Raw genomic sequence first — 25291 nt, 5'->3', positions numbered from 1 at the left:
TGTCATCCGCCTACAGAAATGGGGTTGTGGTTGCCATTCAAAGCATCGGGCCCAATCGCGGCCCATGACTTAGCCACTGGCGCCATCAAATGCTCCACCTCGTCCAAAAATGCCACATTGTTGCTGGCATTCGCCTGCGTCAGCTTCACGGCACAGTAGTCATACAGCGCCAGCAAATTCTCTGCCAGCTCACCGCCTTTTTCCAGATCCAGGCCCAAAATCAAGCCCTCCTGAATGATGCGCTGCGCCTTGCTGATGTGGCGGATTTTCTCCTCCACATTGCGGTTTTGCATGGCAGTTCTTGCCGAACTCAAAGACTTCAGCAGCCCGTCAAAGAGCATGTTGATCAATTGATGTGGCGACGCCTCTGTCACCACAGATTGCACACCAATCTGTTGGTACGCCGAGGCGGAACGTGCGCCAAATGAGGAAAACATCAACTACTCCTTCGCCGGGCAGCGCCACATGTTCATCGTGAACATGCGCCCACCCATTCCAATATGTCTAAATTATGTCGTCGGTCTGCCGCGGCCAAAGACACCGTAAACCATACTTTTCATGCACAGTTTCGCGCGTCAGTTGCTACTCTTGTTCCACTGCGCGATTTGCTGGGTGATGTAGTTATTGAGCGAATCCATTTGCGCCATCTTCGTATCCAGGGCCGAATACGTTGCACGTAAATTGGTCTCATACGCGCTGATACGCCGCTGCATGCTTTCTTTCTGGCTGGAGTTACTCTTCAACTGTGCATTCAACGATGCATCGGCCGTCGCAAACATGCCCTGCGTCGTGTCCAGCAAACCCTGGGTGAAAGAAGACGCGCGCACGGCCCAGCCATCTTGGTCCTGCCCTGCAGCATCTACCGAAAAGAAGTTCTTCAAGCCTTCCGGGTCTTTGAGCGCCGCCGTCAGCTTGGCATCGTTCACTTCCAGCTTGCCGTCTTTGGTCAGCTGCACACCAATTTGCGACAGCGACTGAAACTGCGTATCTGCCCCGCCCGTGTTCTGAATCAGGCGCCGCATGGCCGACTGCAAAGTACGCGCTGTGGCATCACCCTGCAAAGTGCCTGCGGCCCCAGTGTCTGGGTTGTAGGCCATCATCGTTGACAAGGTTTCCATCAGCGAACTGTAGGAAGTCACCAAGTTGTTGATCGCCTGCTTGGCGCTGGCCGTGTCTTGGGCAATCGTGATGTTGGCAGGTGTATTCGCCTCGGTCAGCTTGCTGACGGTCAGCGTCAACCCATCCACCACATCGCTGAGCACCAGATTGGAAGACTTGACCTTAATACCGTTGATCGTGGCCTCGGTGTCCTTGGCAGCACGCCCCAGCGTCATGCCATTGCCGCTGTCCGTGGCTGCGGGGTCTGTGTACGCCAGCTTGGCCAGATTCGCACCCACGCCTTCGCCAACCACCGCCTCTGTGACCGTTACCTGAAAACCGTTAGCCGTGCCCGTGGCGGTCGATGTCAGCGACAAACGCTCACCCGAGGCATCACGCACAATTGCCGCCGTTACACCCGCCTCTTTGGCATTGATCTTGGCGGCAATCTCGCTCAGCGTTTCATTGCCCGTCAAATCATCCAGCAACAGGTTTTTGGAGCTGTCGCTACCGGCACTGAAACTGTGAGAATCATCCGTTTGGGACCATGTGCCCATGGTGATGGTCAGCACCCCTTTGCCCATGGCCGCATCTTTGGCAAAAGCCGTCGAATTGGCACTTTGCGCAGCCGCCAGTTGCGACACTTCCACGGCATAACTACCCGCCGCCGCCTTGGTGGTGACCGTGCCGGTGATCGCACCGCTATTGCTGGAGGTCACAGTTTTACCCTGCCACAAATCACCCTTGGACAGCTTTTTAATCTGATCCTGCAGATTGGACACCGCCGTTTTCAGCGAGCCCATGGACGAAATCTTCGTGCTGATGGTGGTGGCCTGGGTTTCCAGCTTGGTCAACGACTTTTGCTTGATCGCCACCAACTGGGTCACGATGTTTTCCGCATCCAAACCGCTGCCAATACCGATCGAACTGATAGAACCTGTTGCCATGAAAAAACCTCCTGCGCCAGACTCTGCCGGCAAGCACTATTGTGTCGCAGCGTACCGCGAGCACCCCTCCGGTTGCACCGACGCTTGATTGCATATCGGCACGCCCCGCGCAAACTTTAACGGCCTGCTACAAACAGGCCGTATTTTTTTACTACCGGGCTACCGTGCCCACCAGACAAGCTGGCGGGCACACCGCGTGTTCTTAGCCGCTCTTAGCCTTGCAGCAGTTGCAGCACGGTTTGTGGCACTTGGTTGGCCTGCGCCACCATGGCCGTACCAGCCTGCTGCAGCACCTGGGCCGCACTCAGCGCAGCGGTTTCTGCCGCAAAGTCGGCATCCATAATGCGGCTCTTGGAGGCCGTCAGGTTTTCGTTGGTGATATTGAGGTTGTCAATCGTGGTCTGAAAGCGCGACTGCACCGCACCCAATGTGGCACGCGCGCTATTGACGGAAGCCAAGGCCGCGTCCATGGCCAAGATGGCGTTGTCGGCAAACTCTGCATCCAGCACATTCAGCTTTTCAAAACCCTTCACATCGGTTTGGGCGGATTCAAAAGTACGGGCAGAATCTTTCAAGAAATTCGCATCGCCCTCAATTGTGTTGCCTATTTTCAAACCCGTTGCAGCCAACAAATCAGCTTCCACTGCTGTTGGCGCAGCACCCGCAACAGTGATATTGCCATCCGCAGATGTCAGCACCAGGCCACCATTCACAATCGATGCTTTGACCGTGCTATTGCCCCCGCTGTATGTGGCGTTGTTGATTTGCTCTACCAAATCATTGACACGGTCAGAAGCTTTTTCCTGAGCCGACAAATTAAATGTCTGGCCATTGATAGTTACTGCGGCTGCTGGCATCCCTCCTGAAGCTACATTTTTAGCCGCTTGTACTGTGGCAGTTGCGGGTAAAGGCGGGGTTGTTCCACTGATTGTCAGCGCTGTATTTGTCGTAAGGCTACTTTCAATCACCAACTTGCCATCTGCATTGATGGAAACAACTGCTTTATCAGGATTAAAAACTGTGCCTGCGCCGTTTAATGCAGTTTGAACGGCTAATCGCAGCGCCTCTCTGCCTTCATCTACTGTCGTGGCTGTTGTAGGATTTGCGGCCACATTAATGGCAGTGCCGCCATTAATGGAGATATCAAAAGCACCGTGCTGAAAGTTAACTGGCAACGTGATATCCAAAACTGTTTGCTTTGGAACGATAACCGCTGCTTTTGAACCCTCAATCGTCGCTCCTTCCAGCTTCGCAGGCACTGCCACGCTGTTCCACTTGCCCAATGCTTCCGTATTGGCATTCACGATATTGGTGATATCAATGGTCTGGCCCTGGTTGGCCCCGACCTGAAACGCCATATTGGTGAACGATCCATCCAGCAGCTTGGTGCCGTTGAACGAGGTGTCGCGTGCCACGCGGTCGATTTCTTCTTTGAGCTGCTGCACTTCTTGATTCAGTGCGGCGCGGTCTTCGGCAGAGTTGGTGGCGTTGCGGGCCTGCACTGCCAGTTCACGGATACGCTGCAGGTTGGCAGTCAGCGAGCCCAGGGCACCTTCGGCCGTCTGCGCCAGAGAAATACCATCGTTCGCATTGCGCGCCGCCACCGTCAGGCCACGGGTCTGGGTGGTCATGCGCTCGGAAATGGCCAGACCGGCCGCATCGTCCTTGGCGCTGTTGATGCGCAAGCCGGAAGACAGGCGCTGCATGGAGGTAGACAGGGTCGATTGGGACTTGCTCAGATTGCGCTGAGCGTTCATGGACTGAATATTCGTATTGATGATGGCTGCCATAACTGAAAGCTCCTTGTCTGTAAGCCGGTGCACCGGCACTGCGGTAAATGCTGCAATGCCAACGCACGCGCTGGCCCGTTCCCATCCAGGCACGAGCCACCATAGCCCATACACCTTTTTGGATATGGTGCAAATTGTTCCTCCAGACACCCTCAGCCATTCAGCCAATAAACACCCCAATTGCCCGACAAATCCCCGCTTCAACGCCTCTAAAGTTTTCAAAACCCATAGCAAAAAAGCCAAGCCCCGCTTGCACGGGGCTTGGCTTTTGGTTGCATGCTGTTTCGCCAGCGTTGCTGGCGAAACGGTGCGCGATTAACGCAGCAGCGACAGCACGTTCTGTGGCAGCTGGTTGGCCTGGGCCACCATGGCAGTACCGGCTTGCTGCAGTACCTGGGCGCTGCTCAGGTTCGCAGTTTCGACCGCAAAGTCAGCATCCAGAATACGGCTGCGGGAAGCAGTCAGGTTTTCGGAGGTAGTAGCCAGATTGGACACAACCGACTCAAAACGGTTCTGGATAGCACCCAGGTCAGCACGTGCGGAGTTCACTGCCTTCAGGGCAGCATCCATAGCCAAAATAGCATCATCGGCACCTTGGACTGTAGAAACGTTCAGTTTCTCAAAGCCTGTCTGCTCAAGACCCTTTGTGAAATTAGAGGTGCCTGCAGTCAACCCTGTAAATTCGCCTGCGTCCACAACTTCAACATCAACACCCTTGCCGGTCAAGACAACTTTGTTGTCAATCAAAGAGGCTTTCACAGAACCGTCAGTAAACGTGTCATTGATTGCCTTAACTACATCAGAGGCACGTGCAGCTGCGGAGGAGGCTGTACCGATACTAATAGTTTTGTCATTCACTTCAATCTCAGTTGCAGCATAAGCATAGCTTTGACCCGAGATATTGCCAGTAAAAGTAGAGGCAGCTCCGCCAGGCAATGGGTTAGTGCCATTAGCAGATGCACTGATTTGCAAAGCTGTGTCTTGAGTGCTTGTAATTGCAATAGCACTGCCAGTAACTGTTGCTGTAATACCAGTTATTGTTTCCAGCGCTGTTTCAACCTTAGCGGCTACTGCTGCTTGTGTATCAGCGTCATTATTAGTAAAAGCGGTTGCAGAAATATTTAATGTTTGCCCACCAACATTGATATCAAACGCACCAACACCGTTCGTTGCATCGACAGTCAAACCCGCCATAGCCAAACTGCCGCTGCCTGGAGTGACAGTTAAGCCTGTGCCCGCTACTTTACTGATCTCTTCACCAACACGTACAGCATCAACGCTGCTAGAAGTCCAAGTACCCAATTGGGAAATCTTGGTATTCTGAATGGAATCGATATTAATCAATTCCCCTTGATTGGCACCCACTTGGAAAGCTTTCGATGTGAAGGAACCATCCAACAACTTTGTGCCATTGAAAGACGTTGTTTCAGCTACACGATCAATTTCGCTCTTCAACTGATCAACTTCTTTTTGCAATGCAGCACGGTCATCCGAAGAATTTGTCGCATTGCGCGATTGCACAGCCAGTTCACGGATGCGCTGCAGGTTGTTGCCAATAGTGGACAGCGCGCCTTCCGCAGTTTGTGCCAGCGAAATGCCGTCATTCGCATTGCGCTGCGCCACATTCAAACCTGTGATCTGGGTGGTCATGCGGCTGGAGATGGCCAGGCCAGCGGCATCGTCCTTGGCGCTGTTGATGCGCAGGCCTGAGGACAGGCGCTCCATGGCAGTACCCAGCTTGTTGGCAGAGCCTGCCAGTTGGCGTTGCGCATTCAGCGAAGAAATATTGGTGGTGATGACCATTGCCATGGTGTAGCTCCTCTACGTCAATTCAGTACGTGTGCCAACCGTCGCCTTGCTTCAAGGTGGGCACGGTCAGCGGCCCTTCAAAATTTCAGACTTGCGGCATTTCTTGTGTTTGCCGTTGGGTCCGTCTTTCACAGGGCTTTTCTCCCTGCTGAGTGATGTATCGACCACGGGGGGCAGGACTTTAGTTTTTTTTTAGAAATATTTTTTACCACCTGCCCAGCACGGCGCAGCGCTGGCCCCTACCCCTGCCAGCCGCCTTTCCTCAACCACACAGCAAGGGGCAAAGGCAACGCCCCCCACAGGCAGCACCTTATGCATAAGGCACCCTTACCAAAACGGTCTGGTACCCCACCGCGTTTGCGCCTTTTTGGGGCTTGCCGTTACCCTTCGCGCCCGCTCATTGATATATATGTATAGGTGAGAGAGCTGACATAGCCGCTGCAAGCGATCACCACCCTGCGAAAGAAGCTTTAGCTTTGCCGCGTGCAGCCGATACAACTAGGCAACAATCACCCTTCTTATTGCACGAATACGGCGCCTAGGCACCCACGACAATTTCCCCATGCTTGTCCTTATTGGTTACATCATCGCTTTCGGTTGCGTCTTTGGTGTTTACGCCCTCCACGGCGGAAACATGAGCGTCCTTGGCAAAGCCCTCCCGTTTGAAATGGCCACCATTGGCGGCTCTGCGATTGGCGCGTTCATCGTGACCAATCCGCCCAAGGTGCTCAAAGCCACGGTTTCCGCCCTGGCAGGCGTGCTCAAAAGCTCCAAGCACAACAAGGCACGCTTTATGAGCTTGCTGGCACTGCTGTATGACGTGCTGCAAAAGGCCCGCAAAGAGGGCTTGATGGCGATTGAAATGGATGTGGAAGAGCCAGAGAACTCTGAAATCTTCCAAAAATACCCAGAGTTGCTGGCCGATCAGCACTTGGTGGAATTCATTACCGACTATCTGCGCATGATGGTTTCGGGCAACTTGAATTCGCACGAGATTGAAACGCTGATGGACAATGAAATCGATGCCCATCATCAGGAAGAGCACCGCGTCGTCGTGGCCCTGCAACGTTTGGCAGGTGCGCTGCCTGCTTTCGGTATTGTGGCGGCGGTGTTGGGGGTGGTGAACACCATGGGCTCTGTCGGCCAGCCTCCTTCGGTGCTGGGCGGCATGATTGCCTCGGCGCTGGTCGGTACGTTTTTGGGTATTTTGCTGGCCTACGCGCTGGTGGAGCCTTTGGCCGGTCTGATTGAGCAACGCCAGCAAGACGGCGCCAAAGAGTTTGAATGCATCAAGTGCACCTTGATTGCCAGCATGCAAGGCTACAACCCACCTACGGCGATTGAGTTTGGCCGCAAGGTGCTGTATTCGACGGAGCGCCCCGGCTTCTTGGAGCTGGAAGAGCACGTCAAGAGGAAGTAAGCCATGCCGCCCCCCAACGCTCCCGGCGGCGCACAAGCCGGTGCAGCCAACGAAAAAAAGCTGCAGCCCATCATCATCAAACGCGTCAAAAAGGGGGACCACGGTCACCACGGCGGCGCGTGGAAGATTGCCTATGCCGACTTTATGACGGCGATGATGGCCTTCTTTTTGCTGATGTGGCTGCTGGGCTCTACCTCCAAGGGTGATTTGCAAGGCATTGCGGCGTACTTCAACTCGCCGTTGAAAGTGGCCATGAATGGTGGCGATGGCTCGGGCAATAGCTCCAGCATCATTCCAGGCGGTGGCACAGATTTGGCAAGGATTCATGGCCAGGTCAAACGCTCCGAGGCCGACTCCAACGACCAAAGCCGCCAGAGCCTGCGCCAGGTGCGCGCCCAGCAAGATGCCCAGCGCATCAAAGCACTGCGCGCCAAGATTGACGCCATGATCTCCAGCAACGCCACGCTCAACGAGTACAAGTCACAGATCCGCATGGATGTGACGCCTGATGGCCTGCAAATTCAGATCGTGGACGAGCAAAACCGCCCCATGTTTGACATTGGCAGCGCCATCGTCAAACCCTATATGCGCGATATCTTGCGCGAGGTGGGCGCTGCCCTGGGTGGTGTGGAAAACCGGATCAGCCTGGCTGGCCACACCGACGCCGCGCCTTATGGCACGGGTGAAAAAGGCTATAGCAACTGGGAACTTTCTACCGACCGGGCCAACGCCTCGCGGCGCGAGTTGGTGGTGGCAGGTATGCCCAACGACAAATTGGCGCGTGTAGTCGGTCTGGCGGCCAGCGATTTGCTGCACCCGGACGACCCACGCGCACCGCAAAACCGGCGCATCACGATCACCGTGCTGACGCATGAGGCCGAAGAGCGCTTGCTGGGTAAGCAAGCACCTTCGGCGCAACAAGACAACAAATTGGAATCGGAAAATATGGAAAAGCAGGAGAATTCCCCCCCTGCACGCCAAACTCCGTGACAATTTGTGAAATCGGACGGGACCTGCGCCTTGGCACGGGTTTCATTCAAGAGCTTATTTGACCGAAAGGGTCCTCCGTGGCTACCAATGCCCTTCGCTTTTTGATCGTTGACGACTTCTCCACCATGCGCCGCATCGTGCGTAATTTGCTGAAGGAAAGCGGCTTTACTGAGGCCGATGAGGCCGAAGACGGTGTGGCTGCGCTGCACAAGCTGCGCAACAGCAAGTTCGACTTTGTCGTGACCGACATCAACATGCCCAATATGAACGGCTTCCAGCTGCTGACAGAAATCAAGGCAGACGAGAAGCTCAAACACCTGCCGGTGCTGATGGTGACCGCCGAAGCCCGCAAGGAAGACATCGTGGCTGCCGCCCAGGGGGGCGCGGCCGGTTACATCGTCAAGCCTTTTACCAAGGCCACGCTGGAAGAAAAGGTCAATCTGATCTTGAAGAAGGTTGGCCTGAGTTAAACCCATGGACCAAGCAACGCCTCACAGCGACGCATCGCCCTGCGCTTTTGACCAGGGCAATGTCCACAACAAAATCGGCATGCTCACGCGGCAGCTGCATGATTCCCTGCGCGAGCTGGGTTATGCAGACCGCTTGCGTGGCGCCACCGAAGAGTTACCGGATGCGCAAAACCGCCTTTCGTACATTGCGCGTTTGACGGGCGAAGCTGCAGAGAAGGTGCTGACTTTGGTGGATGACGCCAAGGACCGGCAGACCGACATCGTGGCGCAGACCAAAAAAATGCGCCAAGCGATGATTGCCGACCCCGTGGCAGCGGTGGCCAAGGGCCACATCATGAATTACCTGGAAGACATGGAAAAAGCCACGGAAATCGTGGACAACCAGTTGACCGACATCATGATGGCCCAAGACTTCCATGACCTGACCGGACAAGTGATTGCCAAGGTCGTGCGTCTGGCCAGTGATCTGGAAAACCAGCTGGTGGAGCTGCTGCTGCAAACAGCACCGCAAGTGGCGGGCAGCAGCACGCCGCTGGATGAGGGCGAGGTACTGGCCGCAGCCGCCATGGCCACGGGCCAGGTCGCGACCAACCAGGCCGATGATCTGTGGGCGGCGGCACTGGCCGAAGCTGCGCCCGCACCCGCTGCACCGGCACCAGAGGAAACACTCGCTGCACATCCCAAGCTGCAAGGCCCCGTAGTGGACCCGAATGCCCAGGATGTGGTGACCTCGCAGTCACAAGTGGATGATTTGCTGGCGAGCCTGGGCTTTTAACTCTAGCTATACAAAAAAGAGCTGTTGACGCTCTTCTTTATTAGGATTCAAGGCTATTTACAGCCAAAACCTTTGTAAGAAGAGCGCAACAAGCTCTTATTTACAGAGCAATCACCCACCGCGTTAGCAGATTGCTTGGCAGCCGCCAGCACAGCGGGCGCTGAAATAGCACCCCCTGTGGCGCGCTTTTCCAGCTTTAGCAATTTGGCGGCTTACGGACAATGGCATGAGACCCCTCTCTCATGCCACCATGGAATCGAGCCAAGACAAATCCCTACCAGCAACCGAAAGGAAGCTACAGAAAACCCGCAAGGACGGGCAGACATCGCGTTCGCGCGATCTCGGCCACTTGGCGGTGTTGGGCATGGGTTCGTTGATGGTGATCATGGGCGGCCCCACCCTGATGCAGCATCTGCGCATTGCCATGAGCAAGCAGATGTCCTTCAGCGCAGACACGGTGCTGGTGCCGCAATTGATGCTGGAGCGGCTGGTGGATATGGCCGTGGTGGGCATTCTGGGCTGCGTGATTTTTGCCCTGGCCATCAACGCGGTCTCCATCATCACAACGCTGATGTCGGGCGGCTGGATCTACAGCCTCAAGCCCATCATGCCGCAGTTCAAGCGCATCAACCCCATCTCGGGTCTGGGCAACGTTTTCTCCAAGCAGCAGATGGTGACCGCCCTCAAGAACGTGGCGCTGATGCTGATTTTGGCCACCGTTGGCTGGTTCCATATCAAGTCGGGCATTGTGGAGCTGGCCAGGATTCCGGCACTGGGCGGCCAAGCGGCTTTGGGCCAGGTGGGTGACTGGATCATCAGCGGCCTGATCATGCTTCTGGTGGTGGTGTTTGCGGTGGCCATGATTGACGTGCCATTGCAAAAAGTGCTGTTCCTGCAGCGCTTGAAGATGAGCCACCAAGAGGTCAAACAAGAACACAAAGAGTCCGAGGGCAGCCCCGAACTCAAAGGCAAGATTCGCCAAAAGCAGCGCGAAATTTCCCAGCGCGCCAGCATTTCTGCCGTGCCCAAGGCAGATTTTGTGGTGACCAACCCCACCCACTACTCCGTGGCCTTGCGCTATGACGAAGCCACCATGGCTGCGCCCCAGGTGGTAGCCATGGGGGCCGATTTGGTGGCGCTCAAGATTCGCGAAGTGGCCAAGGCGCACAGCATTCCGGTGCTGGAGTCGCCCATGCTGGCCCGCGCTCTGTACGCCCACGCAGAGATTGACCAGGCCATCCCATCCACGCTGTACACCGCCGTGGCTCAGATTTTGGCCTATGTATACCGCCTCAAAGCCTCCATGCGCGGCGAGGCACCTGCACCTGGTGAGCTGCCTCAGCCCCACGTGCCCCCAGAACTTGATCCGCACACCCCGCGTGCTGCGGCTGCAAAGCCTTAAGCGTTAGAAAGCACTGCCACCATGAACACCGCCTTGTTCAAAAACCTGCAAACCTGGAGCACCAAGAACGGCTTGGCATTCCAGGGCTTGGCTGCGCCTATTTTGGTGATTGCCATTCTGGCGCTGATGGTGCTGCCCATGCCGCCCTGGATGCTGGACACCTTCTTTACGCTGAACATTGCCACCGCCTTGATGGTGATGATGATTGCCGCGTACATGGTGCGCCCGCTGGACTTCTCGGCCTTCCCCTCGGTGCTGCTGCTGACCACGCTGATGCGCCTGTCGCTGAACGTGGCATCGACCCGCGTGGTGCTGCTGGAAGGACACACCGGCCCCGGCGCTGCGGGCGCGGTGATTGAATCCTTTGGCCACTTCCTGATTGGCGGCAACTTTGCCGTGGGCCTGATCGTGTTTGCGATTTTGGTGGTGATTAACTTTGTGGTGATTACCAAGGGCGCCGAGCGTATTGCGGAAGTGTCGGCACGCTTTACCCTGGATGCCATGCCCGGCAAGCAAATGGCCGTGGATGCAGACTTGAACGCGGGCCTGATTGACGAAGGCGAAGCCAAGCGCCGCCGTGCCGAAGTGCAAGAAGAAGCGAACTTCTTTGGCTCGATGGACGGCGCCTCCAAGTTTGTGCGCGGCGACGCAATGGCCGGCATTTTGATTTTGATCATCACCATCGTCGGTGGTTTCATCATCGGCATGGCCCAGCACGGTCTGAGTGCTGGCGATGCCGCCAACAGCTACATCTTGCTGGCCGTTGGCGATGCGCTGGTGGCACAGATTCCTGCACTGCTGATTTCGGTGGCGTCCGCCATGGTGATCTCGCGCGTGGGCAAAGACAACAACACCGGCAAGCAAATTTCCAACCAGATGATGGCCTCGCCCCGCGCGCTGGCCATTACCTCGGCCATCTTGATCATGCTGGGCCTGATCCCCAACATGCCCCACACCGTGTTCTTAGCGATGGGCGCTTTGTTTGGCTACGGCGCATGGACGGTGTACCGCAAGACCCAAAAGCAGGCCGAGCAAGGCAAGGCAGGCACGGCCGAAGCCCCTACGCCCGGTGCATTGGCTGCACCGCAGCAAGACACCGAAGCCACCTGGGACGACCTGCAGCCTGTGGACTTGCTGGGCCTGGAGCTGGGCTACCGCCTGATTGCACTGGTTGACAAAAAGCGCCAGGGCGACTTGCTCACCCGCATCAAGGGCGTGCGCCGCAAGTTTGCGCAGGAAGTGGGCTTTTTGCCCCCCGCCGTGCACGTGCGTGACAACCTGGAGCTCAAGCCCAGTGCCTACCGCCTGACGCTGCGCGGCGTGATGGTGGGCGAAGGCGAAGCCTTCCCCGGCATGTACCTGGCGATCAACCCCGGTGGCATCACCACGCCGCTGATTGGCACACCCACCACCGACCCTGCCTTTGGCCTGCCCGCGCACTGGATCGACGAGCGCCAAAAGGAAGCGGCACAAATGGCTGGTTTTACCGTCGTTGATTCGGAAACTGTGATGGCGACACATTTGTCACACTTGATGCAAATGCATGCTGCCAAGCTGTTGAGCCGTAACGAGGTGCAACAACTGGTGGAGCACGTGGCGAAAACCGCGCCCAAGTTGATCGAAGAAGTTATTCCCAAAATGGTGTCCATCACTGCGTTCCAGAAAGTACTCCAGCTGTTGCTGGAGGATGCTGTGCACATCCGTGATATCCGCACCATCATCGAAACACTGGCCGAGCACGCCACTCAGACCCAAGACCCCGTAGAGCTGGCCCGCCGCGTGCGCATTGCACTGGCCCCTGCCATCGTGCAGCAGATCTACGGTCCCACCCGTGAGTTGAATGTGATTGCGATTGAACCTGGTCTGGAGCGCCTGCTGGTGCAAGCCCTGGCCAACCCCCAAGCGCCCTCCTTAGACCCCGGTGTGGCAGACCTGCTGACCCAACGCGCGGCCGAAGTCGCCAACAAGCAAGAAGAGCTGGGCCTGCCCGCTTGCTTGCTGGTGCCCGACGCCATCCGCAACGCCATCGCACGCCTGGTGCGCCGTGTGGCTCCGCGTCTCCAAGTGCTGGCGCACAGCGAGATCCCCGAGACCCACACCATCCGCATCGGCCCCATTCTTAAAGGTGCAAACGCATGAACATCCAACGCTTCATAGCCCCCACTGCCCGTGAGGCCCTGGACAAGGCGCGTGCCGTTTTCGGTGACCACACCCTGATTTTGTCCAATCGCCCTACGCCCGGCGGCGTAGAAGTCATGGCCACCGCAGAAGATGCACTGGGCCAGCTGGACCAAGGCAGCCAGACCAGCCCCGGCCTGATGGCCGCCATCCAGGCGCGCGAAGCGGATGAAACCCGTGCGCCCAAGCAAGCCCCCAAGGCGCCTGTGCGCATGGATGCGCTGCTGCAGTCCAAACCTGTGGTCAAGGCCAATCCACGCCAAAGCGTGGCAGAGGACACCGAGCAGCTGGCCATGAGCACCCTGTCTTTCCAGGACTATGTGCGCGAGCGCATGCTGCGCCGCCGCAATGAAGAAATGAGCGGCGAAGTCGCCCCGCAAGCCATGCCCACGTTTGCACGTAAAAACCGTCTGGACGCCGTGCGTGACAACGCGCCGCTGCCCAAGGCGCCTTCCGTGATCAAACACAATCCGCTGCGTGGCCTGGCCGTGGAGTTGCCCACAGAGCAGCCCCGCAAGACGGCGATGGCGGCACCGGCAGCCGCCCCTGCCTTGCTGAACGAGCTGCAATCCGTCAAGGAGCTGATTGAAGAGCGCTTCAACACCCTGACCTGGATGAACCAGACCCGCGCCAATCCGCTGCACAGCAACCTGATGCTCAAGCTGATTCGCTCCGGCTACTCGCCCGCTCTGTCGCGCACCATCATGGAACGCCTGCCGCAAGACGCCGGCCCTGCCGAGGCCATGAAGTGGCTGGTCAAGGTGCTGGAGCGCAACCTGCGCACCGACAGCGCCGATGCGCCGATCTGGGACAAGGGCGGTGTGTTTGCGCTGGTGGGCTCCACCGGTGTAGGCAAAACCACCACTGCCGCCAAGCTGGCTGCGCTGTGCGCGGCCAAGCACGGCCCCAACAGCGTGGGCCTGATTACCCTGGACACCTACCGCGTCGGCGGCCACGAGCAGTTGCGTGCCTATGGCCGTATGCTGGGCGTGGTGGCCCACCTGGCCCACGACAAGGCCGCACTGCAAGATTTGCTGGGCCTGCTGGCGGGCAAAAAAATGGTCATCATCGACACCACCGGCGTGGCGCCGCGCGACCCGCGCAAGGACGATATTCTGGAAGTGCTGGACCTGCCGGGCATTGAGCGCTTGCTGGTGGCCAACGCAGGCGCGCACGGCGACACGCTGGACGAGGCCCTGGCTGCCTTCAAGCGCGTGGGCTGCAAACAAGCCATCCTCTCCAAGGTGGATGAGGCCGTCAAACTGGCCCCGGCACTGGACGCCCTGATTCGCCACCAGCTGGTGCTGCGCGGCATCACCAACGGCCAGCGCGTGCCGGAAGACTTTGCCCGCGCGCATGCCAACGAGTTGGTTGCCACCTCCATGCGGGCGCACACCAAATCCGCGTTTGACCCTTCCACGCTGGACATGGACTTTTACTTCACCGAATCCTCGTCGGGCATGGCCCACGGAGCGCTGCATGCTTGAGAACGCATGGCACCAAGGAACAGGCTTGCACTGGCAAGGCGCGCAGTCGTCGCTGCGTGTGCTGCCCGTGGTGCCATCGGGCGACAACGCAGACGCTACTGCCGTGTGGATGGCCTGCGCGCACCTGCAGCAGCAAGGCTACCCGGTGGTGGTCTTGGATGGCACAGAACAGGAATCCGATGCAGCCCCCGGCCTGCAAGACATGCTGCAACCGCGCCAGGGCTATGCCTTCAGCGCGCTGGCGGCCGACCTGCACAACCCGCTGAGCGTGGCCACTTTGCCTGCCGCACGCGGCATGGTGCAGCTGCAGCACAAAGCGTCCATCACGGGCGAGCGCCCGCTGGATTTGCTCTACCGCTACGTACGCAACCATGCGCTGGTGGTGCTGTGGGCACCTGCGCCGCTGCTGTCTGGCATGCTGCAAGGCTGCACGCACACCCCCATTCAGCTGGTGCCTGCGCAGTCGCGCAATGTGCTGAGCAGCTACCGTGCGCTCAAGCACATGTTCATCGGCTGCGGCCTGATGCCGCGCTTGGTCGCCATGCGCCCTGCCGGTTATGGCCTGGATACGGTGCTCAAGTCGCTGTCACAGTGCGCCATGCACCATTTGCATACTGAGCCTTTGTCCGAGCAGTTCGATCCCCTGCAGCCCCGCCAGCTGCAACGCTGGGCCCTACAATGTCTGGAGCATTCGGAGACTGTGTACGCCCCCCAAGAGGCCGCCACCGCCGGATCTTCCGCCCTTTCTTCATCGCCTGCTGTGTGGAGCCATTGAGTCCATGTACACCGCCCATGGCCAGTTGGATCGCGATGCACTGATTCGCCAGCATGCCCCGCTGGTGCGTCGCATCGCACAACACATGATTGCCAAGCTCCCGCCGAACGTGGAGCTCGATGACCTGATCCAGGTTGGCATGATTGGTTTGGCCGACGCCCTGTCCCGCTTCGAATCTAGCCAAGGTGTGCAATTTGAAACCTTTGCCAGCCAGCGCATCCGCGGCGCGATGCTGGACGAGTTGCGCGACAACGACTGGATGAGCCGCAGCTCGCGCAAAGGCCAAAAAGACATCGAGCGCGCCATCCACAAGCTGGAGCAAGAGCTGGGGCGCGCGCCCAAAGAGTCCGAAATCGCCGGTGCGATGGAGCTGGAGCTGGGCGAATACCAGTCCATGCTCTCCAAAGTACGCGGCACGCAGCTGATTTATCTGGAAGACATCTCCCCCGGTGAAGATGATGGCGGCAGCTTTTTGGACCGTTACGTGGCCGACGCCTCAGCCGACCCCTTCGCCATGCTGCGCGATGAGCGCATGCGTGCAGCCCTGGTGGCCGCGATTGAAAATCTGCCCGAGCGCGAGAAATACGTGATGGGCATGTACTACGAGCACGAGATGAATCTCAAGGAGATTGCCGCCGTGCTGGAAGTGACTGAGTCCCGCGTGTGCCAGTTGCACAGCCAGGCCGTGGCCCGTTTGCGCACCAAAATGCGCGCTCACTAAAGCGCCGCAGCAGGCCTTGCCCCACCATAAAAAAAGCGCCTAACAAGGCGCTTTTTTATAGTGGTATTTTTTTGATAGCTGTTAGCGCTTGTCTTGAATTGATTTCAACACTATTTCATATGGAGAGCCAATCTATACAAGCGCCAGCAGCTATGCAATGAAAGCTTGTTAGCCGCTGATGTGATACAGCCGCGCCACCGATGCGGCATTGCCCGGCTGCTTGCTGCCACCGTACGTGTGGCTGATGGACTGCTCAGGCATCAACGCGCCCAGTTGCTGCGCGGCAATCGCCGACAGCTTGGCAATATGGCCGCGCATTTGTGTCATGCGCTCGGACATGGCTTGCATGCGCGCAATGTTTTCGGGCGTAAATTGCTCGGGGCCAAAGCGCTGCGCCAGCCCGGCAAAGGCCTGCATGCCGTCGCGCAACTGGCGAATGGCGTGTTCGGTGGATTCAGGCTGGTTTTCCAGCACCAAGGCATTGACCAAGTCGATCATGCCGTCAATTTGTTCCAGAGCTTCACGAAGTTGCATGGGGAGATCAGCTGTTGAGCGGGTTGAGACGGAGTTCGGGCGCTAGACACCAGTGAGGCCGAAGGTCGGAAGGCCAGCACCGGCGCACAGCGCCCGTAGAAAACTTAAATGCGGCTGGCGCCCAGCAGGCCTGCGGCGTCGACCAGCATCTTGTCGGCCACCACGCTGGCGTTCACTTTGAACGTGCCGTTGGCAATGGCTTCGCGGATGGCATTGACCTTGGCCATGTCCACATCCGACGAAGACTTGGCATTTTGATCCAGCGAACGCACCGAGTTCGATACGGTCACGGGTACACCTGCGGCATTCGCACGGCTTTGCTGCACCACCTCACTGGCGGTGCCGCTCTTGCTTTGCTGGGCTTGCTGTGTGGCGTTTTGCTGCAACTTGGCTGCCAGCATTTCAACGTTGGTATTTTGTCCGACCTTCATTTCCTACTCCAATTGCCCGCTCAAGGGCTCTGTAGTCTAGCTATCGACCGCCCAAGAGGGAACTTGAGGATTTTCTTTCAAAAGCTTGTATCACTGTGCAACAACGACTTCGCCTTGCTGATTGACGGTACCTATCACGGTGCGGCCATTCTCCATGCGAACGCGCACATTCTGCCCAGCCGAGCCGCTCTCCAAGGCCTTGCCGGATGAAGTCACCGCAAACCCGCTGCCTTGCACCAGCACCTTCACGCCAGCGCCGGGCTTGAAAATTTCCGGCGCTTTGACCATGGTCTGGCGCAATGCCATGCCTGCGGTCAGGTTGCGCGCCGCCGTTTGTCCGACCCAGTCATCCGGCAACGCAATGATGGAATGCGGCGACTCCGCCCAGTCCACTTCGGATTGCATCGCATGTTCATGGGTCAGCACCTCTCCCATGCTGACGTTGTTCACCAGCACCCAGGCCGGGCCAAACGCCCTGATGGTCACGGGCATGAACACATTCCAGGGCTTGGCGCCTTCCACGCAGCGCATACCTATGCGGGTGCGCCCCCACAGCTTGCTGCCGCTGGGCAGATAGGGCTCCACGCGCAGGCAGGGAGCCAGGTTCAAGCGCGGGTCCAGCTTTCCCACCTGCACTTCCATGCGCAGCGGCATGCTTTGCTGCGCCTGCGTTTGCGCCAGCGCACCTTGCAGCCACTGGTTGCTGATGTCTGCCAAATCTTCTGCCCAAACCGTCGAGGCACTCGCAGCCACCAGCAAACCCACACCAGCGCGCACCACAGCACGCGCCATGCGCGAGGCGGTCAAAGAAAGCAGAAAAACAGAATCAACCATGACACGCACTGTAGAGAAGATGCCGCGCTGCTAAGCGCCAAAGTACACCTGCAACCCCGCTTTCTTCGCGCTTTAGCAAAACGCCCGAATTTCCATAATCGCTGCACGCACCAAAGTCCGTCGAGGTCAGGTGCAGCCCGTTGTCGTTTTCATCTCTTGCAAGGATTCACATGCTCAACAAAATGACAAGTCGTTTGGATTTCCACAGCGATGCGCTGCTGTTGCGCGCAGAGCGCCAGCGTGTGATTTCCAGCAATATTGCCAACGCCGACACACCCGGCTACGTGGCCCGCGACTTCAATTTCGCCAAAACCCTGCAGGCGGCGCAGGGCGAAAACGGCTCCGTGCGCCAAGCCTTGCAAGCTGCCAGCACGACGCATACCCAGCATATGCCGCTGCCCACGGAAAAGTTTGGCACCGATGGCAAAGGCCCTTTGGGCTATGCACTGGCATCGCAACCCAGCCTGGACAACAACACCGTAGACCTGGACCGTGAGCGCGCCAACTTTGTGGACAACGCCGTGCGCTATGAAGCCACGCTGCGTTTTCTGAATGGCCAGTCCAAAACCATGCTCAGCGCCATCACTGGCCAGTAAGCCGCACTGACACAAGAGAAACAAAAGAAAGTCACAGCCTATGTCTATGTTTTCTATCTTCAGCGTTTCAGGCAGCGCCATCAGCGCCCAGTCCCAGCGCCTGAACGTGGTGGCCTCCAACCTAGCCAACGTGGATGCCGTCGCCGGCCCCGATGGCGAGTCCTACAAGGCCCGCCAGGTGGTGTTCCAGACCGCACCGATGGGCCCCGAAGGCTCTGCCGGTGTCAAGGTCAAGGACATCACCGAAGACAACACCCCGGGCCGCCGCGTGCACAACCCCGAGCACCCACTGGCGGACGCGCAAGGCTATGTCACCCACTCCAACGTGAATGCCGTGGATGAAATGGTCAACATGATTTCGGCCTCCCGCTCTTACCAGAACAACGTGGAAGTCATGAACACCGCCAAGTCCCTGCTGCTCAAAACGCTGCAGCTGGGCCAATAAGACATACAGAAAGTAGGCGCAGATGATTTCCGGCGTTAACAACACCTCCACCGCCAATGCCCAGACGGGCAAGCCCGCCTCTGCGGCGGATATGCAGAACCAGTTTCTGACACTGCTGGTCGCACAGTTGCAGAACCAGGACCCCACCAGTCCCATGGACAACGCCCAGCTGACCTCGCAGATGGCGCAGATCAGCACGGTCAGCGGCATTGAAAAGCTGAACAACACCGTAGAAGGTGTGACCAGCATGTTCTCCTCGATGCAGATGCAGCAAGGCGTCTCTTTGATTGGCCACACCGTGCTGTCCGAAGGCAATCAGCTGGGCCTGGCAGCCAAAGAAGCGGAAGACGGCACCAAGCACCTCAGCGGCACGGCGGCGTTTGACCTGGAAGGTTCGGCCTCCAACGTCACCGTCACCATCACCGATGCCAACGGCAAAGTCGTGGACACCATTGAAATGGGTTCAGCCAGCGCAGGGCGCAACTACTTCACCTGGGACGGCAGCGACTACACCGGCGACAGCATGGATCTGCGCTTCAAGGTCACCGCCACCAATGGCGAAGCCGCGGTCAAGTCCACCTCGCTGTCACCCAACGCCGTGGTCGCAACCAGCATCACCAACGGCGCCCTCATGCTGGAGTTGGCCAACGGCAGCAGCATCAACTACAACAGCGTCAAGGCTGTGTTCTAAATTCGTAGGAGCGAACCATGGGTTTCCATCACGGACTTTCCGGCCTCAACGGTGCCAGCAAAAATCTGGACGTCATTGGCCACAACATTGCCAACAGCAACACCGTCGGTTTCAAAAATTCGCGCGCTGAATTCAATGAAATGGTGGCCAGCGCCATGGGGGCAGCCAGCACCAACAACACCGGCATCGGTGTGAGCGTGGCCGCCATCTCGCAGCAGTTTTCACAAGGCGTCATCACCCCCAGCGCCAATGGTCTGGATATGGCCATCAATGGCGACGGCTTCTTTGTGGTGCAAACCGGCACCGGCACAGCCTACACCCGCAACGGTGCTTTCCAGCTGAACAAGTCGGGCGAGCTGGTCTCCGTCAACGGGGACAAAGTGCAAGGCTACGCGATTGACCCCAACACCGGCGTGCGCACCAGCGTGGCGCTGACCAATCTGGTGTTCCCCACAGGCGCGCCGATTGCCGCCAAGCAAACCGACAACGTCAAAGCCGTGATCAACCTGGATGCACGCGTGGACCAAACGGCCACGCCAGCCCCTGCACGCGCCACCTACGGCACTTCGCTGGAAGTGTTTGACGAACAAGGCATGGCCACGCCGTTGGCCATGTACTTTGAAAAAACCGCTGGCAATACCTGGACGGTGTATGACAGCCTCGACCCGGCGGCTAAACCGATTGGCCAGCTGACGTTTGACTCCACCGGCAAATTGCAAGGGGTTTCTACTTATGCAGGCTTGGGAACCGACGCCAATGGCGTAGCCCCAGGAGACCCAGGCTACATCGACACCCATACCTTTAACGCACCTGCTGGCACCACCTTGACCACTGAAGTGCAAACCACCAACCCGAACAACCCCAATCCAGGCCCTTGGAATGTTTCCATCGACCTGAGCGGTGTCTCCCAACTGGGCAGCGCTTTCTCGGTGGCACGATTGACCCAAGATGGCTACGCCTCGGGTGAGCTGACATCGGTGAACGTGGGTTCGGACGGCACCTTGATGGCCACTTACTCCAACGGCATCACCCGCCCTGAGGCACAGATTGCACTGGCCAAATTCACCAACACCCAGGGCCTGCAGCCCGATGGGAATAACAACTGGGTAGCTTCCAGCGACTCTGGCCCAGCCATCTATGGCGCGGCAGGCTCCGGCAGCTTCGGCACCATCCAGGGCAGCGCGCTGGAAGAGTCCAACGTCGACCTGACTGCCCAGCTGGTGGGCATGATGACTGCGCAGCGCGCCTACCAGGCCAACGCACAGACCATCAAGACCCAAGACCAAATCTTCTCGACCTTGGTCAACCTGCGCTAAGCAGTGTGAACACGCGCGACTAGGAGCAATACATGGACCGCATCATCTACACCACCATGACCGGCGCCAACGCCGCTGCGCAACGGCAGGCGGTGCTTTCCAACAACCTGGCTAATGTCTCGACCACGGGTTTCCGTGCCGAGCTGAGCACCTTCCGTTCGGTGCCGCTGGAAGGCCAGGGCTCCAGCACGCGTGTCTTTGGATTGGACGCCACCTCTGGCTACCTGGAGCAAGCAGGCCCGGCCATTCAAACCGGCAAAAGCACCGATTTGATGGCGCGCGGCAATTCCTGGTTCGCCGTGCAAGGCCTGGATGGTCTGGAGGCTTACACCCGCAACGGCGCACTGGAAGTGACCGCGGACGGCCAGCTCGTCACCGCCACCGGCTTGCCCGTGCTCACCGATGGCGGCGCACCCGTGGATGTGCCCCAGAACGCCAAGATCAGCTTTGGCGGCGATGGTACGGTGGTGGCCACCCTGGATGGGCAAGACCCCATCAACATCGGTCGCCTGAAGATGGTGACCCCCAATATGGAGCAGGCCCTCAAGCGTGGGGATGATGGTCTGTTTCGCAACGCCCAAGGCGATTTGCCCGCAGACGCCAACGCCACCATGGTGGCGGGTGCGCTGGAAGGCTCCAACGTGAATGCGGTGGAAGCCATGGTCGGCATGATCGCCGCCTCGCGCCAGTTTGAGCAGCAGATGAAGCTGCTGACCACCGCCGAGACCAACGACAAGACCGCCAGCCAACTGCTGAGCATGAACGGCTAAAGCCGATCGCTAACGAATACGGAAGGAAACTTCACCATGATGAATTCCCTGTGGATTGCCAAGACCGGTATGTCTGCCCAGCAGACCCAGATGGACGTGGTCTCGCACAACTTGTCCAACGTCTCCACCACCGGCTACAAGCGCCAAAGCGCGGTGTTTGAAGACTTGATCTACCAGAACCTGCGCCAGGTGGGTTCCCAAGCGGACGAGCAAAACATTCTGCCCACCGGCATGCACCTGGGCCTGGGTGTGCGCACCGTGGCCACCACCCGCAACTTCACCCAAGGCACGCCCCTGGAAAGCGGCAAAGACCTGGACGTGGCCATCAGCGGCGACGGTTTCTTCCAGGTGCAAATGCCCGATGGCACCACCGCCTACACCCGTGACGGCACGTTCAGCAAGGACGCCAACGGCCAGCTGGTAACCGCCGGCGGCTACCCGCTGCTGGACGGCATTACCGTGCCGCAAGACGCCACCAAGCTGAGCATCAGCCGCTCGGGCGCCGTATCGGTGACGCTGCCCGGCCAGGCACAGCCCCAGCAAATTGGCCAGCTCAATACCGCCTCCTTCGTCAACGCTCCGGGTCTGGAGCCGATTGGTGAGAACCTGTACCGCGAAAGCGCGGCTTCGGGCGCCCCACAAACCGGCACCCCCGGCACCAACAACCTGGGCACGGTGATGCAGGGCTTTCTGGAATCGTCCAACGTGAACGTGGTGGAAGAGCTGGTGCAAATGATCCAGACCCAGCGTGCTTACGAGATGAACTCCAAGGCCATCTCCACCAGCGACCAGATGCTGGCCAAGCTGTCGCAGCTGTAATTCCACTTTGATAATCAGAGCAGCTAGCGCTTGATTTACAAGGCCTTCAGGTCTAAAACTATCTGAAACCTTTTAAATACAAGCGCAAGCCGCTCTTGTTTTGTTTTTCTCGGAGCGCTTATGTCCGCCGCCTCTCACCCCACCCACCCTGTTATCGCGCTGGCACAGCGCGCGCCACGCCTTGTGCTGTGGGGGGCTGCCAGCTTGGTGGTCAGCGGCTGCGCCTTCAACGAGCCGCCGCCCGTAGAACTGCACGACCAAACCAAACCCCTGCCAGCCACTGCGATTGCCGTGCCCCAGCCCCAAGCGCAGGCAACCGGCGGACTGTTTCAGGCCAACCGCTACCGCCCCCCGTTTGAAAGCCGCCGCGCACGCCTGGTGGGCGATTTGGTGACCATCCAGATTGCCGAGAAAGTCACCGCCAGCCAGCAATCGTCGTCCACCGTCAACCGCGACAGCAAAATGTCTGCGGGCATTACAGACCTGCCCGGGCTAACCGGCGGTGCACTGGGCACGGCCAAAAAGCTCGGCAAGCTGGGCGTAGGCTCCAACACCGACTTCGAAGGCGGCGGCGGCACCACCAGCGCCAACACGTTCACCGGCTCTATCACGGCCACGGTGGTGGAAGTGCTGCCCAACGGCCATTTGCTGGTCACCGGTGAAAAGCAAATCGGCGTGAACCAGAACGTGGACGTGCTGCGTTTTACCGGCACGGTGGACCCCTATTTGCTGGCGCCCAACAGCATCATCAGCTCCACCCAAGTGGCGAATGTGCGCGTGGAATCGCGTGGCCGCGGCCAGCAAAATTCAGCACAGGCAATTGGCTGGTTGTCCCGTTTCTTTTTGAGCTTTATCCCTTTCTAATCCTCTCCAGAATTGGGCAGTATGAAAGTACTGTCCACGCTCTCCACATTCCGCCCAGCACGCCTCGCCCTAGCGCTGCTCGCCCTCAGCGGCGGTCTGCTGGCCACTCCAGCCAACGCCTTGCGCATCAAGGAAGTGGCTTCGGTTCAGGGCGTGCGGTCTAACCAGTTGACTGGCTACGGTTTGGTCGTCGGCCTCGATGGCACGGGCGACCAGACCACCCAGATGCCCTACACCACCCAAACGCTGTCCAACTACCTGCAGCAAATGGGCATCACTCTGCCAGCCACAGCCAACACCAACAACCTGCAGCTCAAAAACGTGGCCGCCGTGATCGTCACGGCAGAGCTGCCAGCTTTTGCCCAGCCGGGCCAGCAGATCGACATCAACGTCTCGTCGATGGGCAATGCCAAGTCGCTCAAGGGTGGCACGCTGATTACCACCCCGCTGCGCGGCGCCGATGGCGAGATCTATGCGCTGGCCCAGGGTAATTTGGTGATCGGCGGTGCGGGCGCATCGCAGGGCGGCTCCAAGGTACAGATCAATCACCTGAGTGCCGGGCGTATTCCGCTGGGTGCACAGGTCGAGCGTGCTGTACCCACACCCATCAATGACGGCGACACCATCAAGCTGGGGCTGAACACCACCGACTTCCAGACCGCCAGCCAGGTGGTCAAGGCCATCAACGGCCGCCATGGCCTGGGCACAGCCATGGCCCTGGACGGCCGTACCGTGGAAGTACGCGCCCCCGTGAACCCCGGCGCCCGCGTCGGCTTCATTGCCGACATCCAGGAGCTGAACCTGCCCATCAACAAGCCGGCCGCCAAGGTGGTGATCAACGCCCGCACCGGCTCGATTGTGATGAACCAGGCCGTCACACTGGGCCCCTGCGCCATTGCCCACGGCAACCTGGCCATCACCATCGATTCCACCCCGGTCATCAGCCAGCCCGGCGCCTTCTCACAAGGCCAGACCGTGGTGGCCGAAAAGACCAACATCAACGTCACGCAAGAGCCCGGCAAGATCATTCGCGTGCCCGCATCACCCCAGCTGTCCGATGTGGTGCGCTCGCTCAACGCCTTGGGTGCTACGCCCCAGGATTTGCTGGCCATCTTGCAAGCCATCAAGGCCGCAGGTGCTTTGAATGCCGAGCTGGAGGTGATATGAGCATGATGAACACCAGCAATGCGCTAGCGACCGACATCAACTCGCTCAACAGCCTGAAAAGCCAGGCCAGCGCGAACAACCCGCAAGCGGCCCGCGAAGCCGCCAAGCAGTTGGAATCGCTGTTCATGCACGAGATGATCAAAAGCATGCGCCAGGCCACCATGAAAAGTGGCTTGCTGGACAACGAAAGCTCCAAGCTGGCCGACTCCATGATGGACCAGCAGCTGTCCGTCTCCATGGCAGGCATGCCTGGTGGTCTGGCTGATGCCATCACCGCGCAAATTGCCCGCTCCATGGGCCTCGACCCTGCCGACGCAGGCGTCAACCCTGCAGCGGCACTGAGCAGTGGCGAGCGCAATTTCAGCATTCCTTCCACCGTGAGTTTTGCCGGCCGCAGCGCCCGCTACCCCGGCCTGTCAGGCAACACCGCCGTGGGCAGCACCGCATTTTTGGATGCCTACGCGCCCTCGCCCAAAGGGCGTGACAACTTTGTGCAATCCCACAACGCCGCCGCACAGCGCGTGGCGCGTGAAAGCGGCATTCCCGCCAGCTACATGCTGGGCCAGGCCGGTCACGAAACCGGCTGGGGCAAAAGTGAAATCCGTGGTGACAACGGCAGCAACTCGTTCAACCTGTTTGGCATCAAGGCCACGGGCAACTGGAGTGGCAAGGTGGCCGAAATCACCACCACCGAATACGTCGACGGCATTCCCCGCAAGGTCAAGGCCAAGTTCCGCGCCTACGACTCGTATGAAGAGTCGTTCCGCGATTACGCACGCCTGATCACCGAAAACCCGCGCTACGCCAAAGCCATGGAAAACACGGACAACGCCCGCTCCTATGCCACAGCGCTGCAAAACGCAGGGTATGCCACCGACCCCCTCTACGCCAGCAAGCTGTCACGCGCCATTGAAAGCGCACGTGCGGCCCAGCAAGGCACCCAAGGTTAAAGCTTTAGAAAG

At 58.7% G+C, this 25291-nt stretch carries 25 protein-coding genes; 18 read left to right on the top strand and 7 right to left on the bottom strand.

Annotated features, from left to right (window positions below):
- Nucleotides 1-2: 2 nt before the first annotated feature.
- From fliS to QEP12_RS11900, 4 genes are all read right to left on the bottom strand, one after another.
- The gene (gene fliS / locus QEP12_RS11915; RefSeq protein ID WP_174862265.1) at nt 3-437 is read right to left on the bottom strand and encodes a flagellar export chaperone FliS; all 435 of its coding nucleotides are present in this window, start codon (nt 435-437) and stop codon (nt 3-5) included.
- A 138-nt stretch (nt 438-575) separates the two neighbouring features.
- A complete protein-coding gene (fliD, locus tag QEP12_RS11910) occupies nt 576-2045 on the bottom strand; it encodes a flagellar filament capping protein FliD (RefSeq protein ID WP_174862264.1) in 1470 nt (489 codons plus the stop codon).
- 212 nt (nt 2046-2257) lie between these two features.
- Complete coding sequence (locus tag QEP12_RS11905; RefSeq protein WP_284214390.1) at nt 2258-3835, bottom strand: flagellin N-terminal helical domain-containing protein; 1578 nt, start codon at nt 3833-3835, stop codon at nt 2258-2260.
- 315 nt (nt 3836-4150) lie between these two features.
- Nucleotides 4151-5644: a flagellin gene (locus QEP12_RS11900; RefSeq protein ID WP_284214389.1), complete on the bottom strand. Its 1494-nt coding sequence runs from the start codon at nt 5642-5644 to the stop codon at nt 4151-4153.
- A gap of 562 nt (nt 5645-6206) precedes the next feature.
- Between QEP12_RS11900 and motA the strand changes: the two genes are divergently transcribed.
- The 9 genes from motA (at nt 6207) to QEP12_RS11855 (ending at nt 15862) form a co-directional block, all read left to right on the top strand.
- A complete protein-coding gene (gene motA, locus QEP12_RS11895; protein WP_219163604.1) occupies nt 6207-7064 on the top strand; it encodes a flagellar motor stator protein MotA in 858 nt (285 codons plus the stop codon).
- A gap of 3 nt (nt 7065-7067) precedes the next feature.
- On the top strand, nt 7068-8054 hold the full coding sequence (motB, locus tag QEP12_RS11890; RefSeq protein WP_284214388.1) for a flagellar motor protein MotB: 987 nt from the start codon (nt 7068-7070) through the stop codon (nt 8052-8054).
- Between the two features lie 77 nt (nt 8055-8131).
- Complete coding sequence (gene cheY, locus QEP12_RS11885; protein ID WP_257469174.1) at nt 8132-8524, top strand: chemotaxis response regulator CheY; 393 nt, start codon at nt 8132-8134, stop codon at nt 8522-8524.
- Between the two features lie 4 nt (nt 8525-8528).
- Nucleotides 8529-9299: a protein phosphatase CheZ gene (locus tag QEP12_RS11880; protein ID WP_284214387.1), complete on the top strand. Its 771-nt coding sequence runs from the start codon at nt 8529-8531 to the stop codon at nt 9297-9299.
- 250 nt (nt 9300-9549) lie between these two features.
- On the top strand, nt 9550-10701 hold the full coding sequence (locus tag QEP12_RS11875; protein ID WP_174862261.1) for an EscU/YscU/HrcU family type III secretion system export apparatus switch protein: 1152 nt from the start codon (nt 9550-9552) through the stop codon (nt 10699-10701).
- A gap of 21 nt (nt 10702-10722) precedes the next feature.
- Nucleotides 10723-12840: a flagellar biosynthesis protein FlhA gene (flhA, locus tag QEP12_RS11870; protein WP_284214386.1), complete on the top strand. Its 2118-nt coding sequence runs from the start codon at nt 10723-10725 to the stop codon at nt 12838-12840.
- On the top strand, nt 12837-14366 hold the full coding sequence (gene flhF / locus QEP12_RS11865; protein ID WP_284214385.1) for a flagellar biosynthesis GTPase FlhF: 1530 nt from the start codon (nt 12837-12839) through the stop codon (nt 14364-14366). Before flhA ends, flhF begins: the two co-directional genes overlap by 4 nt.
- A complete protein-coding gene (locus QEP12_RS11860; protein WP_174862258.1) occupies nt 14359-15141 on the top strand; it encodes a hypothetical protein in 783 nt (260 codons plus the stop codon). Before flhF ends, QEP12_RS11860 begins: the two co-directional genes overlap by 8 nt.
- Before the next feature lie 4 nt (nt 15142-15145).
- Nucleotides 15146-15862, top strand: coding sequence for an RNA polymerase sigma factor FliA (locus QEP12_RS11855; protein WP_174862257.1), 717 nt, complete (start codon nt 15146-15148; stop codon nt 15860-15862).
- A gap of 168 nt (nt 15863-16030) precedes the next feature.
- Here the strand turns inward: QEP12_RS11855 and QEP12_RS11850 are convergent, their stop codons facing one another.
- The 3 genes from QEP12_RS11850 to flgA all read right to left on the bottom strand — a co-directional run bounded on the left by QEP12_RS11850 (nt 16031) and on the right by flgA (nt 17661).
- Nucleotides 16031-16396, bottom strand: a complete 366-nt coding sequence (locus QEP12_RS11850; RefSeq protein WP_174862256.1) for a hypothetical protein — start codon at nt 16394-16396, stop codon at nt 16031-16033.
- A 104-nt stretch (nt 16397-16500) separates the two neighbouring features.
- The gene (gene flgM / locus QEP12_RS11845) at nt 16501-16827 is read right to left on the bottom strand and encodes a flagellar biosynthesis anti-sigma factor FlgM (RefSeq protein WP_174862255.1); all 327 of its coding nucleotides are present in this window, start codon (nt 16825-16827) and stop codon (nt 16501-16503) included.
- A 90-nt stretch (nt 16828-16917) separates the two neighbouring features.
- Nucleotides 16918-17661, bottom strand: a complete 744-nt coding sequence (flgA, locus tag QEP12_RS11840; RefSeq protein ID WP_174862254.1) for a flagellar basal body P-ring formation chaperone FlgA — start codon at nt 17659-17661, stop codon at nt 16918-16920.
- A gap of 170 nt (nt 17662-17831) precedes the next feature.
- Between flgA and flgB the strand changes: the two genes are divergently transcribed.
- From flgB to flgJ, 9 genes are all read left to right on the top strand, one after another.
- Nucleotides 17832-18257, top strand: coding sequence for a flagellar basal body rod protein FlgB (gene flgB, locus QEP12_RS11835; protein ID WP_284214384.1), 426 nt, complete (start codon nt 17832-17834; stop codon nt 18255-18257).
- Between the two features lie 40 nt (nt 18258-18297).
- A complete protein-coding gene (gene flgC / locus QEP12_RS11830; RefSeq protein ID WP_219163593.1) occupies nt 18298-18702 on the top strand; it encodes a flagellar basal body rod protein FlgC in 405 nt (134 codons plus the stop codon).
- Between the two features lie 22 nt (nt 18703-18724).
- Nucleotides 18725-19393: a flagellar hook assembly protein FlgD gene (locus QEP12_RS11825; RefSeq protein WP_174862249.1), complete on the top strand. Its 669-nt coding sequence runs from the start codon at nt 18725-18727 to the stop codon at nt 19391-19393.
- Nucleotides 19394-19410: 17 nt separating this feature from the next.
- The gene (gene flgE / locus QEP12_RS11820; RefSeq protein WP_174862248.1) at nt 19411-20709 is read left to right on the top strand and encodes a flagellar hook protein FlgE; all 1299 of its coding nucleotides are present in this window, start codon (nt 19411-19413) and stop codon (nt 20707-20709) included.
- Between the two features lie 32 nt (nt 20710-20741).
- Nucleotides 20742-21479 (top strand): flagellar basal-body rod protein FlgF, encoded by a 738-nt coding sequence (gene flgF, locus QEP12_RS11815; RefSeq protein WP_174862247.1) that lies wholly within the window; start codon nt 20742-20744, stop codon nt 21477-21479.
- A gap of 36 nt (nt 21480-21515) precedes the next feature.
- Nucleotides 21516-22298, top strand: a complete 783-nt coding sequence (gene flgG / locus QEP12_RS11810; protein WP_219163590.1) for a flagellar basal-body rod protein FlgG — start codon at nt 21516-21518, stop codon at nt 22296-22298.
- A 120-nt stretch (nt 22299-22418) separates the two neighbouring features.
- The gene (locus tag QEP12_RS11805; protein WP_284214383.1) at nt 22419-23162 is read left to right on the top strand and encodes a flagellar basal body L-ring protein FlgH; all 744 of its coding nucleotides are present in this window, start codon (nt 22419-22421) and stop codon (nt 23160-23162) included.
- A gap of 21 nt (nt 23163-23183) precedes the next feature.
- Entirely contained in the window at nt 23184-24329 is a 1146-nt protein-coding gene (locus tag QEP12_RS11800) for a flagellar basal body P-ring protein FlgI (protein WP_219163588.1), read from the top strand.
- Nucleotides 24326-25279 carry a flagellar assembly peptidoglycan hydrolase FlgJ gene (gene flgJ, locus QEP12_RS11795; protein ID WP_174862246.1) on the top strand — a complete coding sequence of 318 codons (954 nt, stop codon included), beginning with the start codon at nt 24326-24328 and terminating at the stop codon, nt 25277-25279. The genes QEP12_RS11800 and flgJ overlap by 4 nt, the downstream gene beginning before the upstream one ends.
- Nucleotides 25280-25291 lie beyond the last annotated feature (12 nt).

This window comes from Comamonas jiangduensis (assembly GCF_030162955.1).
GTDB lineage: Bacteria > Pseudomonadota > Gammaproteobacteria > Burkholderiales > Burkholderiaceae_C > Comamonas > Comamonas jiangduensis.
The sequence above is the reverse complement of the archived record's forward strand: the minus strand, read 5'-3'. Positions and strand labels throughout refer to the sequence as shown.

Excerpts from the sequence above, each read along its gene's own strand:
- flhA (WP_284214386.1), top strand. The coding sequence starts at position 10,723 with ATGAACACCGCCTTGTTCAAAAACCTGCAAACCTGGAGCACCAAGAAC.
- QEP12_RS11800 (WP_219163588.1), top strand. The coding sequence starts at position 23,184 with ATGAAAGTACTGTCCACGCTCTCCACATTCCGCCCAGCACGCCTCGCC.
- flhF (WP_284214385.1), top strand. The coding sequence starts at position 12,837 with ATGAACATCCAACGCTTCATAGCCCCCACTGCCCGTGAGGCCCTGGAC.
- flgJ (WP_174862246.1), top strand. The coding sequence starts at position 24,326 with ATGAGCATGATGAACACCAGCAATGCGCTAGCGACCGACATCAACTCG.
- flgC (WP_219163593.1), top strand. The coding sequence starts at position 18,298 with ATGTCTATGTTTTCTATCTTCAGCGTTTCAGGCAGCGCCATCAGCGCC.
- QEP12_RS11850 (WP_174862256.1), bottom strand. The coding sequence starts at position 16,396 with ATGCAACTTCGTGAAGCTCTGGAACAAATTGACGGCATGATCGACTTG.
- fliS (WP_174862265.1), bottom strand. The coding sequence starts at position 437 with ATGTTTTCCTCATTTGGCGCACGTTCCGCCTCGGCGTACCAACAGATT.
- fliD (WP_174862264.1), bottom strand. The coding sequence starts at position 2,045 with ATGGCAACAGGTTCTATCAGTTCGATCGGTATTGGCAGCGGTTTGGAT.
- QEP12_RS11900 (WP_284214389.1), bottom strand. The coding sequence starts at position 5,644 with ATGGCAATGGTCATCACCACCAATATTTCTTCGCTGAATGCGCAACGC.
- QEP12_RS11860 (WP_174862258.1), top strand. The coding sequence starts at position 14,359 with ATGCTTGAGAACGCATGGCACCAAGGAACAGGCTTGCACTGGCAAGGC.
- flgM (WP_174862255.1), bottom strand. The coding sequence starts at position 16,827 with ATGAAGGTCGGACAAAATACCAACGTTGAAATGCTGGCAGCCAAGTTG.
- QEP12_RS11855 (WP_174862257.1), top strand. The coding sequence starts at position 15,146 with ATGTACACCGCCCATGGCCAGTTGGATCGCGATGCACTGATTCGCCAG.
- flgF (WP_174862247.1), top strand. The coding sequence starts at position 20,742 with ATGGACCGCATCATCTACACCACCATGACCGGCGCCAACGCCGCTGCG.
- flgE (WP_174862248.1), top strand. The coding sequence starts at position 19,411 with ATGGGTTTCCATCACGGACTTTCCGGCCTCAACGGTGCCAGCAAAAAT.
- motB (WP_284214388.1), top strand. The coding sequence starts at position 7,068 with ATGCCGCCCCCCAACGCTCCCGGCGGCGCACAAGCCGGTGCAGCCAAC.
- flgB (WP_284214384.1), top strand. The coding sequence starts at position 17,832 with ATGCTCAACAAAATGACAAGTCGTTTGGATTTCCACAGCGATGCGCTG.
- QEP12_RS11875 (WP_174862261.1), top strand. The coding sequence starts at position 9,550 with ATGGAATCGAGCCAAGACAAATCCCTACCAGCAACCGAAAGGAAGCTA.
- QEP12_RS11805 (WP_284214383.1), top strand. The coding sequence starts at position 22,419 with ATGTCCGCCGCCTCTCACCCCACCCACCCTGTTATCGCGCTGGCACAG.
- motA (WP_219163604.1), top strand. The coding sequence starts at position 6,207 with ATGCTTGTCCTTATTGGTTACATCATCGCTTTCGGTTGCGTCTTTGGT.
- flgG (WP_219163590.1), top strand. The coding sequence starts at position 21,516 with ATGATGAATTCCCTGTGGATTGCCAAGACCGGTATGTCTGCCCAGCAG.
- QEP12_RS11825 (WP_174862249.1), top strand. The coding sequence starts at position 18,725 with ATGATTTCCGGCGTTAACAACACCTCCACCGCCAATGCCCAGACGGGC.
- QEP12_RS11880 (WP_284214387.1), top strand. The coding sequence starts at position 8,529 with ATGGACCAAGCAACGCCTCACAGCGACGCATCGCCCTGCGCTTTTGAC.
- QEP12_RS11905 (WP_284214390.1), bottom strand. The coding sequence starts at position 3,835 with ATGGCAGCCATCATCAATACGAATATTCAGTCCATGAACGCTCAGCGC.
- flgA (WP_174862254.1), bottom strand. The coding sequence starts at position 17,661 with ATGGTTGATTCTGTTTTTCTGCTTTCTTTGACCGCCTCGCGCATGGCG.